The sequence below is a fragment of the Mesorhizobium sp. WSM3859 genome (assembly GCF_002295065.1).
GTDB lineage: Bacteria > Pseudomonadota > Alphaproteobacteria > Rhizobiales > Rhizobiaceae > Mesorhizobium.
In genome coordinates, this window is sequence record NZ_NSGG01000010.1 from 219581 (window position 1) to 229432 (window position 9852).

Below are 9852 nucleotides of genomic sequence, written 5' to 3' on the forward strand. Positions count from 1 at the left end.
TAAGAACCTAGCCCTTGCGCCGGCGTCCGGTTTCGCGGCGCTTTTCGCCGACGGCGACGGTCAGCGCCATGGCCAGCGCCATCGTCGCCGAGATCGAGCGGAAGCCGCCGAAATCGGCCTCGGCGACCTCGAACCAGATCTTGGCGAATTGCGCCAGCGGCGAGAAGGACGAGTCGGTGATCGCCACGATCGGCACGCCCTGTTCGGCAATCGCACGCGTCTCCTCGATAGTCGCCGGCGCGTAAGGCGAGAAGCTGATGGCGATGACGGCGTCGCGCGGCGTGGCGAAGCCGATCATCTCGGCATTCAGTCCGGCAGCCGACTCGATCAACTGGTTGCGGATCTTCAGCTTGCCCAGCGCATAGGCGATGTAGGACGCGACCGGATAGGAGCGGCGCTTGGCCAGCACATAAATGGTCTCGGCTTTCGCCAAAAGCGCGATCGCCTCTTCGAAATGCGCGTCGTTCAACGCGCGCGAAATGTCGCTGAGCGAGGTGCTGGCGGCGGCGACGAAACCGTCGAAGATCGCCCGGTGGCCGGCGCCTTCCTCCGCCTTGGCGCGGAGCGCCGCCAGTCTTTCGTCATAGGACGAATTGCGTTCGCGCAGCCGCTCGCGAAAAACCTGCTGCAGGCTGGTGAAGCCGTCGAAGCCGAGCTGCTGGGCAAACCGGATCAGCGTCGAAGGCTGCACGCCGGCGGAAGCGGCAATGCTTGCCGCCGTGCCGAAGGCGATATCGTCGGGGTTGTCGAGCGCGTAGGCGGCGATCTGGGCGATGCGCTTGGGCAGGCTCGCGCGCCTGTCCAGGATCGTCGCGCGCAACGTTTCGAAATCGCGAGGCACCCGTTCGTCCATCGTCGCTCCGTCCGCGCCCATATGGTTTGTCCCTCTCCTGCCTCATCATAGCGAGTTCGCGCAAGAACGCCATAAAAAATGATTTGTATGTTCCATTCGCAGCCAAAATGGACTAATCAATCCATACTTGTATTTCCCTCTTCTCGGAGACGATCGACATGGTCGGAGTGGGCCTCATCGGCACGGGCTTCATGGGCAAGTGCCACGCCATCGCCTGGAACGCGGTGGGCACCGTTTTCCCCGATGTCGACAAGCCGAAGCTAGTGCATCTGGGCGAGGTGAATGACGAGCTTGCCCGGCGCAAGGCCGGCGAGTTCGGCTTCGCCAAGGGCTCCGGCGACTGGCGCGCCGTGGTCAACGATCCGGAGGTCGATGTCGTCTCGCTGACCACGCCCAACCAGTTCCATCCCGAGATGGCGATCGCCATCCTCGAAGCCGGCAAGCATCTGTGGTGCGAGAAGCCGATGGCGCCGTGCTTTGCCGAAGCCGAGACGATGGCGGCCGCGGCGAAGACATCCGGCAAGGTCGCGGTGCTCGGCTACAACTACATCCAGAACCCCGCCATCCGCCACATCGGCGCGCTGCTCGAGGAGAAGGTCATCGGCGACGTCAACCTCGTGCGCATCGAGATGGACGAGGACTTCATGGCCGATCCGGAAGCGCTGTTCTTCTGGAAGCATGAGGCTTCGTCCGGCTATGGCGCGCTCGACGATTTCGCCGTCCATCCGCTGTCGCTGATCAAGGCGCTGTTCGGCCGCGTCAGCCGCGTCATGTGCGACATGGTCAAGCCCTATGCCGACCGTAAGACCGCTGCCGGCGCCCGCCGCGCGGTCGAGACCTACGATATCGCCAGCGTCTTGATGCATCTCGAGAACGGCGTAGCCGGCACGCTTCTGGTCAACCGCTCGGCCTGGGGCCGCAAGGGCCGCATCGCCATCCAGATTTTCGGCTCGAAGGGCTCGATCCTCTACGACCAGGAGCGGATGAACGAGTTCCAGCTCTACTTGACCGCCGACCGGCCGACCGAGCAGGGCTACCGCACCATCCTGGTCGCGCCGCACCACAAGCCCTATGATTCCTTCCTGCCGGCGCCCGGCCATGGCCTGGGCTTCAACGACCTCAAGATGATCGAATGCCGCGAGCTTCTGATGCGCATCGCCGGCAAGCCGGCCCGCATCATCGACTTCGACGAGGGGCTAGAGATCGAGCGCGCCGTGCATGCCATGGCGCGCTCGTTCCAGGAGCAGCGCTGGGTGGATGTGAGGTGATCGGGCCGAGCGCTGAGACCGGTTTGGTGCCCCACGGTGACCGGCCAATGCGGATTCGGGTCTGAGCATCAAGCCAGGTTGATGGCGACATTACGCAGCAACGCCACGGATTTGCGCATGCCTTCCATCGGCGACAGCATCATGTCCTCGTGCTCGATCGAGAGCACGTCGTCGTAGCCTGCCTGCTTCAGCGCGGTGCAGAACTGCCGCCACCAGGTCTCGCCATGGCCGTAGCCGAGCGTGATGTAGTTCCAGGCCCTTTCGGCATAATGGTTCGGCGGACGCGCATCGAGCACGCCGTCGATGGCCGCCGGTATCGGTTCGACGCGCGTGTCCTTGGCGTGGACATAGTAGATCGCCGAGCCAAGCTTGCGCACGGCGGCGATCGGATCGGCGCCCATCCACATCGGATGGCTCGGATCGTAGTTCGCGCCGACCGTCTCGCCGACGGCCTCGCGCAGGCGGAACAGCGTCTGGACATTGTAGACGGCCTGATGGCCGTGCAGTTCAAGGCACAATTTGGCTATGCCGAGATTGTTCGCGTACGCAACGAGATCGCGCCAGTAGGGAATGATGCAATCGTCCCACTGGTAGCGCTGGATGTCGGCGCATTCGGGCGGCCAGTCGGTGATGATCCAGTTGGGGTTGGCATCGCCGGGTCCGCCGGGCAGCCCGGACATCATCACCACGCGGTCGATGCCCATCAGGCTCGCCAGCCGGATCGTGTCCTCGGTCACCTGGCGGTGCTGCTTGCCCTGCGCTCCCGGATGCAGCGGGTTGCCCGAGCAGTTGAGCGCCGCGATCGTCAGCCCGTGGTCGCGGACCTTGGCGACGAATTCGGCCCGGGTCGCAGCACTGTCCAGCATCGCCGCCAGATCGATATGCGGCGCCGACGACCAGTTGCCGCAGGCGAATTCCAGCGTCTCCAGCCCGAGCTCGGCCGAGGCGCGCAGCATCTCGTCGAAGGACAGGTCGCCAAGGCTGTCGGTGATCATGCCAATCTTCATGTCGGTGACTCCCGCTTGCCTTCAGACCATCCGCTCAGAGTTTTACCGGCTCGAACCTGCCGGATCGGGCCGATGCAAGCGCCGCCTCGCAAAGGATCATCGCCTTGCGGCCATCGCTGGCGGTGACCGCCGGCTTCCTGCCGGTTTCGACGCAGGTGATGAAGTGATCGATCTCGGCGGCGTAGGACTCTGCATACCGTTCGACGAAGAAATAGTAGGGCTTGTCGCGCGATATGCCCTTGCCGCCATACATTTCCACCGAGGTCGGCAGCCGGTTGCCGGCCTGCAGCATGCCGTCTGCGCCGTGCACCTCGATACGCTGGTCATAGCCATAGGCGGCCCTGACGCTGTTGTTGATGTGACATTGCCGGCCCGACGCCGTGCGCAGGATGAACATCGCGGTGTCGTAGTCGCCGAGCTTCCTGTATTGCGGCGCCACAAGTGAGGAACCGGTCGCGAACAGTTCCACCGGCTCTTCGCCGAGCATGTTCCGCGCCATGTCGAAATCGTGGATGGTCATTTCGCGAAAGACGCCGCCGCCTCCCGCCAAGGCTTCCTCGGTTTCCGGTTCGGGATCGCGGCTGGTGATGATGACCTGCTCGACGGCGCCGATCTCGCCGCCGTCGAGGCGCTCCTTCAGCGCCCGGAAGCTCGGATCGAAGCGGCGGTTGAAGCCGATCTGGAACGGCACGCCGGCCTTCGCGACCGCGGCCAGGCATTCGTCCGTGCGCTTGAGGTCGAGATCGATCGGCTTTTCGCAGAAGATCGCCTTGCCTTTTGCCGCCGCGGCCATGGCAAGGTCGGCGTGGGTGCGCGTCGCCGAGGCGATGAACACCATCTTCACCGCCGGATCGTTCATCACCGTCTCGGTATCGGTGATCTCGGCGCCGGTCACCGCGGCGACCGTCTCAGCCGCCCCGCGATTGGGATCGACGATGTAGCGCAGCCGCACCTTTGGATGGCGCGCGAGATTGCCGGCATGCACACGGCCGATCAGCCCCACCCCGAACAGACAGACATCCATCATGCGTTCGACTTTCCTATCGGGCCGCGCCTTGGCGGAACGGCCGTTTCAGTTGTCCGCGTGGCATTCATTTCACCGCGCCCATGGTAAGCCCGCGAACCAGGTGCCGCTGCACCAGCAGCGCGAAGAAGACGATCGGCAGCGCTCCGATGACGCCGGCGGCGGCCATCGAGGCCCAGTCGGTATCGATGCGCCCAATGAGCGTGGCGGTGCCGCGCGGCATGGTCATCGCCCGCGGCGTCGCGGTCAGCGCCAGCGCGAAAAGGAATTCGTTGAAGGTGACCAGCACGGCGAAGATGGCGGTGGCCGCAAGCCCCGGGGCCGCCAGCGGCAGCGTGATGCGGCGGAAGGCGCCGAAGCGTGAATCGCCGTCCACCATGGCCGCCTCCTCGAGGTCGACGGGGATCTCGCGGAAGAAGCTCTCCATCATCCAGACGCAGAAGGTGACGTTGAAGGCTGTGTAGGTGGCGATCAGGCCGAGCCAACTGTCGAGCAGCCCGAGGCTCAGCATCAAGAGATAGACGGGTATCAGGATCACCACCGGCGGGATGATGCGCAGCGTGAGCAGGAAGAGACCGATCTTGCGCTCCGCGGCGAAGGGCAGGCGGAACCTTGCGATCGCGTAGGCGCCCATCGCGCCGAAGACCAGCGCTATCGCGACCGAGAAGAAGGTGACCACCACCGAGTTCGTCAAATAGGAGCCGAACTGCTTTTCGGTGAACAGCCTGACGTAATTGTCGAGCGTCGGCACATGCGGGTAGAGCGTGCCTTCCTGGGTGATCTCGCGATTGGACTTGAGCGAGGTGGAGACCAGCCAGTAGATCGGCAGCAGCACGACGGCCAGCACGAAGACGGTGGTGAGGATGCGCGCCAGACGGGTGCTCATGACGCGTCCACCCTGCGCAGGAGCCTGATGGCGCTGAAGGCGAGCGCGAGCACGACGAGGCCGATCGTCACGAACAGCGCCGCCGCGTATCCGGTCTGCTGGAACTTGAACGCGGTGTCATAGCCATAGATCGAGATCAGCCTCGTCGCTTCGCCCGGCCCGCCCCGGGTCAGCACGAAAACCTGGTCGAAGGTGCCGAAGGCGTCGATGGTCCTCAGCACAACCGCCACCGCCAGCACCGGCCGCATCATCGGGAAGGTGAGATCGGCGAAGACGCGCCAGGGCCCGGCGCCGTCGACGCGCGCCGCCTCGAACGGCTCGTGCGGCAGCGACTGCAGGCCGGCGAGCAGGATCAGGAACATCAGCGGCGTCCACTCCCAGACGTCGAGCACGACAAGGCCGATAAAAGCATTGAGCGGGTTTCCGAGGATCTGGACCCCGCCGCCGCCCATCGCCTCCGAGAGCGCCGTCAGCATGCCGGCGTCGCTGGCGTAGATCAGTCGGAACAGGATGGCGACGACGACCGGCGTGATCACCATGGGAATGATCAGCACCGTCCTGAGCAGCCGTATGCCGCGGAATTCGTGCAGGCAGAACAAGGCCAGCGCGAAGCCCAGCACCGCCTCGATCGACACCGAAAGCGCCACGAACTTGACCGTGACCCACAGCGAATTCAGGAACTGCGCGTCGCTCCAAAGCTGCACATAGTTCTTAAAGCCGACATCTGCGACCGGCGACCCGTAGCGGTAAGCCCTGGTGCTGGCGCGCAGCCCGTCCCAAAGCGGATAGACCAGCACGCCGAGCACGACCATCAGGCCCGGCGCCAGCATGAGATAGGGGAGGGCGAGGTCGAGCCCCGCCCCCTGCAGGCGATATTTGCGCGCCTGCGTGCCGGTTTGCATCAATAGTACCCGACCGTGGTCAGGTAGTCCTTGACCTGCTTGGCCGCCGTATCCAATGCGGCACCGCCGCCGGAGCCTGCCTGCAAGGCCTTGTTGAGCTCGATGCCGAGTAGTTCTTCGACCTTCGCCCAGTCGGGCGTGCGCGGCCTGGGCAGCGCGCCGGCGTCGAGCTGCTGGAGCGCGACCGGAATGAGCCGGTTGCCGGGCTTGGCGATGCCGAAGGCGCTTCGCTTGACGGGGATCGAGCCCGCTTCCGAGAGCTTGGCCTGGGTTTCGGCGCTGACATACCACTTCAGGAACTCGATCGAGTTCGCCTTGTTGGGCGCCGATTTCGGCACGCCGGCGATGAAGATGCCCATCTGCGCGATCGCCTTTTGCTGCTTCGGCACGACGCCGAAATCGAGCTTGCCGGCCACCTTGGTCTGGGCGGGATCGTCGGCCTTCAGCGCGTTGCCCGAGTATTGGATGATCGCGCCCGCGTCCCCGCCGAGGATCGCCGCGCCCTCCTGGTCGGAATCGAACTCCACCACGCCGCTCGGCGCGTTCTGCTTCATTGTGCCGACGAAGAAATCGGCCGAGGCCTTGCCTTCGGCCGAGTTGAAGATCGGATTCCACTTGTCGTCGAAGAAGGAACCGCCGAACGACAGGAAGACAGGGTACCAGCTGGTGACGATCGGGTTGCCGGAAACGCCGCGGAAGACAACGGGGTACTTGATCTTGCCGGCGGCGACGCCTTCCTTGCCCTTGGCGATCACCTCGTCCCAGGTCTTCGGCGCGCCGCCGGTGAAGACGTCGTTGCGATAGGTGAGCGTCTGCAGGTCGCCGACGAAGGGCACGCAGATCAGCGTCGGCTTGGCGTCCTCGAAGCCCTTGACGCGAGGCCCGTTCTGGGGCGGCCAGTAACCCATGTCGATCATCGGGCCGATCCAGTCCTTGTCGGCCCCGTCGATGCCGCCGGCGCCAAGGTCTTCCAGCACATTGGCGGCGCCGAACTGCGGCACCCACGGGTCGTCGAGCAGATAGAGGTCATACTGGCCGGCGCCGCTCTGGGCGTCGGCGAACCACTTCTCGAGCGTCACCCCGTATTCGTCCTCGAGGAACTGGACGTCGAAGCCCTTTTCCTTCGCCAGCGGGATGATCTTCTGCTTGAACGGCGTCAGCCCGCCATCGGCGAAGGCGCCGATGATCACCTTCTTGCCGGCGGCGCGGGCCGGCAGCGGCAGGCCGAGCGTGGTGAGGGCCGTGCTGGCCAAGGCGAAGCCGAGCCCGCCCTTGATGACGGAGCGGCGAGTAAGTCTGCTGGAATGCATCATGTCACTCTCCCATTGTTGTTGAGCCTGTGGACGGCTGTCAGGCCGGCCGAATTGAAGAAACAGGCGTTCGCCGGGTCGAAGGCGACGCCGATGCTTTCACCCACCACACCCCGGAAATCGCGGCCGGCCCGGACCGAGACGTTGCCGCCTTCCAGGCGGACATTGACCAGCGTCTCGTTGCCCATCGGTTCGACGACGTAGATTTCGCCGCGGAGCGCATCGGGCGTGTCGACCGCGGCAGCGCTGCAATCCTCCGGCCGCAGCCCGATTTCGGCGACGGAGGCGGCGCGGCAGGCGGCGAGCCGCGCGGCGTCCAGCGCGACGACCCTGCCGGCCACGACGACGCCTTGCTCGGAAAGCGCTGCCGGCAGGATGTTCATCGGCGGGTTGCCGACGAAGGTGGCGACGAAGCGGTTTGCCGGGCGGTCGTATATCTCGATGGGCGGCGCCATCTGCTGCAGCTCGCCGCCATGCATGACGGCGACGAAGTCGGCCATCGTCAGGGCCTCGACCTGATCATGGGTGACATAGATGGTGGTGGCGCTGAGGCGCTGGCAGAGCCGCTTGATCTCGCCGCGCATGGTGAGCCTAAGCCTCGCGTCGAGATTGGAGAGCGGCTCGTCCATCAGGAAGGCCGCCGGGTCGCGCACGATGGCGCGTGCCAGCGCGACGCGCTGGCGCTGTCCGCCCGAAAGTTGGCGTGGCCTGCGGTCGAGCAGATGGCCGATCTCGAGGATGGCGGCGACCTCGCCGATCTTGGCCTTTCGCCCGGCGTCCGGCGTGCCGCGGATCCACAACGGATAGCCGATATTTTCGGCGACCGTCATCTGCGGGTAGAGCGCGTAGCTCTGGAAGACCATGGCGATGTCGCGATCGCGCGGCTGCAGCCGCGTGACGTCGCGCTCGCCGATGAAGACCTTGCCCGCGCTCGGCATGTCGAGCCCGGCAAGGATGCGCAGCGCCGTGGTCTTGCCGCAGCCCGACGGGCCGAGCAAAGCGAGGAATTTGTGATCCGGCACGGCGAGGTCGAGCGATCGCAGCACGTTGAGCGCGCCGAAGCTCTTGACCACCTTCTGGTACAGAACCGAACTCATCTCCCTCCCCGGCGCCCCATGCTTTCTTCAGGCCCTCCGTTCGTGGACATAGAAGCCCGCGCCCTCGGCCAGCTTCTTGAGATTGCGATACCCCATCGTGGCATAGGTCAAGGGGTGCGCCTTGGCCGGGTCCTGCTCGGCCTCCACCACCAGCCAGCCGGAATAGCCGTGGTCGGCGAGGATCTTGAGCAGCGTCGCATAGTCGATCGCGCCGTCGCCGGGCACGGTGAAAATGCCTTCCATCACCGCGCCCATGAAGCTCATGTCGGCCTCGCGCGCCTTCTTCAGCATCGCCGGGCGCACATCCTTGCAATGCACATGCACGACGCGTTCGACATGCCGGCGCAGCAATTGCTCCGGGTCGCCGCCCGAAAAGGCGCAGTGCCCGGTGTCGTAGAGCAGGCCGACCGCCTCGCCGGTTGTGTGCATCAGCCTGTCGATCTCCTGGTCGGTCTCGACGATCGTCCCCATGTGATGATGGAAGGCCATGCCGACGCCGAAATCGGAAAATCGCTCGGCGAGCCTGGTGATCTTGGCGCCATAGGCCTTCCATTCGCCGTCCATCAGCTTCGGCCGCTGTGAGATCGGGTCGTGGATCGCGCCATGCCGGCCGCGCGAGGTGTCGGCATAGACGACGCGCCGGGCGCCGAGGTCGCGCAGCAGCGTCAGATGCGGCCGGATCGCCTCGAATTCCTCGTCGACCTCCTTCTCGCAGATGCGCCCGTCATACCAGCCGGAGACCAGCGCCAGCCCGTAATGGTCGAGGATGGGCCGAAGCGCGCGGCTGTCGCGCGGAAACTTGCCGCCAAGCTCTGTTCCCGCGTAACCAGCTTCCGCGGTTTCGCTGAGGCACGTCTCGAGCGGCGTGTCGCCGCCCAGTTCCGGCACGTCGTCATTGGTCCAGGTGATCGGGTTTATGCCAAGTCGAACGGTCGTCATTGCTCGCTTTCCGCCCCGCAGCCGGAGGGCTGCGGGGTTCATGGTCTCGGGAGGAGATCGCTGCGCTTGCTGGCGGCAGGGCGAAACCCTGCCGTTTCGTTCAGCAGGGCGCCCTCCCAGCACCCGCCTCACATGTCCCCTTACATGTCCTTGTCGACGCCTTACCCCAACGTCAGTGACCGAAGTCTACCCCGCTCTGTCTCCATCGCGAGGGCCAGTTTTCCGGAAAATGAAGGAACCAGTTTGTGCGGGGAGGCGGGTGTGGCAGGATGGGGGGATGGGTAATCTGGAAATCATCGAGCGGCAGCGCGAGGCCCCCCTCTCTGGCCTGCCGGCCATCTCCCCCTCAAGGGGGGAGATTGGCAGTTCAGGCGCCTCGCTCCCTTCTGCAACGGTGGCGATTGGCGAAAGTCGGCGTGACATCCGATCTCCCCCCTTGAGGGGGAGATGTCCGGCAGGACAGAGAGGGGGGCGAAGGAACTCGACGTCGGAAGCCAGGCGTATCTCGGCACGCCAATGCACCCACGGCGCGAGATAGCCCATGCGCCCCCACCCCAAACCCCAGC

The 9852-nt window shown here is 65.2% G+C and carries 9 protein-coding genes; 1 reads left to right on the plus strand and 8 read right to left on the minus strand.

The window, feature by feature from the left end:
- Positions 1-7: 7 nt before the first annotated feature.
- Positions 8-853, minus strand: coding sequence for a MurR/RpiR family transcriptional regulator (locus tag CK230_RS21655; protein ID WP_176480170.1), 846 nt, complete (start codon positions 851-853; stop codon positions 8-10).
- A gap of 152 nt (positions 854-1005) precedes the next feature.
- Here CK230_RS21655 and CK230_RS21660 point away from each other — a divergent pair, with 152 nt between their 5' ends.
- A complete protein-coding gene (locus tag CK230_RS21660; RefSeq protein ID WP_176480171.1) occupies positions 1006-2121 on the plus strand; it encodes a Gfo/Idh/MocA family oxidoreductase in 1116 nt (371 codons plus the stop codon).
- A 68-nt stretch (positions 2122-2189) separates the two neighbouring features.
- On the opposite strand, the gene CK230_RS21665 is transcribed toward CK230_RS21660, so the two are convergent.
- From CK230_RS21665 to iolE, 7 genes are all read right to left on the minus strand, one after another.
- Positions 2190-3128, minus strand: a complete 939-nt coding sequence (locus CK230_RS21665) for a sugar phosphate isomerase/epimerase (RefSeq protein WP_095819161.1) — start codon at positions 3126-3128, stop codon at positions 2190-2192.
- A 34-nt stretch (positions 3129-3162) separates the two neighbouring features.
- Positions 3163-4155 carry an inositol 2-dehydrogenase gene (iolG, locus tag CK230_RS21670; protein WP_095819162.1) on the minus strand — a complete coding sequence of 331 codons (993 nt, stop codon included), beginning with the start codon at positions 4153-4155 and terminating at the stop codon, positions 3163-3165.
- A 64-nt stretch (positions 4156-4219) separates the two neighbouring features.
- The gene (locus CK230_RS21675) at positions 4220-5038 is read right to left on the minus strand and encodes a carbohydrate ABC transporter permease (RefSeq protein WP_095819163.1); all 819 of its coding nucleotides are present in this window, start codon (positions 5036-5038) and stop codon (positions 4220-4222) included.
- A complete protein-coding gene (locus tag CK230_RS21680) occupies positions 5035-5940 on the minus strand; it encodes a sugar ABC transporter permease (protein ID WP_095819164.1) in 906 nt (301 codons plus the stop codon). Before CK230_RS21680 ends, CK230_RS21675 begins: the two co-directional genes overlap by 4 nt.
- Positions 5940-7253, minus strand: coding sequence for an extracellular solute-binding protein (locus CK230_RS21685; protein ID WP_095819165.1), 1314 nt, complete (start codon positions 7251-7253; stop codon positions 5940-5942). The genes CK230_RS21680 and CK230_RS21685 overlap by 1 nt, the downstream gene beginning before the upstream one ends.
- A complete protein-coding gene (locus CK230_RS21690) occupies positions 7250-8347 on the minus strand; it encodes an ABC transporter ATP-binding protein (protein ID WP_095819166.1) in 1098 nt (365 codons plus the stop codon). Before CK230_RS21690 ends, CK230_RS21685 begins: the two co-directional genes overlap by 4 nt.
- Positions 8348-8374: 27 nt before the next feature.
- Positions 8375-9286, minus strand: coding sequence for a myo-inosose-2 dehydratase (gene iolE, locus CK230_RS21695; protein ID WP_095819167.1), 912 nt, complete (start codon positions 9284-9286; stop codon positions 8375-8377).
- Positions 9287-9852 lie beyond the last annotated feature (566 nt).

What these genes read in the sequence shown, in the direction of transcription:
- CK230_RS21655 (WP_176480170.1), bottom strand. Translation starts at nt 853, where the DNA reads ATGGACGAACGGGTGCCTCGCGATTTCGAAACGTTGCGCGCGACGATC.
- CK230_RS21665 (WP_095819161.1), bottom strand. Translation starts at nt 3,128, where the DNA reads ATGAAGATTGGCATGATCACCGACAGCCTTGGCGACCTGTCCTTCGAC.
- iolG (WP_095819162.1), bottom strand. Translation starts at nt 4,155, where the DNA reads ATGATGGATGTCTGTCTGTTCGGGGTGGGGCTGATCGGCCGTGTGCAT.
- CK230_RS21675 (WP_095819163.1), bottom strand. Translation starts at nt 5,038, where the DNA reads ATGAGCACCCGTCTGGCGCGCATCCTCACCACCGTCTTCGTGCTGGCC.
- CK230_RS21680 (WP_095819164.1), bottom strand. Translation starts at nt 5,940, where the DNA reads ATGCAAACCGGCACGCAGGCGCGCAAATATCGCCTGCAGGGGGCGGGG.
- CK230_RS21685 (WP_095819165.1), bottom strand. Translation starts at nt 7,253, where the DNA reads ATGATGCATTCCAGCAGACTTACTCGCCGCTCCGTCATCAAGGGCGGG.
- CK230_RS21690 (WP_095819166.1), bottom strand. Translation starts at nt 8,347, where the DNA reads ATGAGTTCGGTTCTGTACCAGAAGGTGGTCAAGAGCTTCGGCGCGCTC.
- iolE (WP_095819167.1), bottom strand. Translation starts at nt 9,286, where the DNA reads ATGACGACCGTTCGACTTGGCATAAACCCGATCACCTGGACCAATGAC.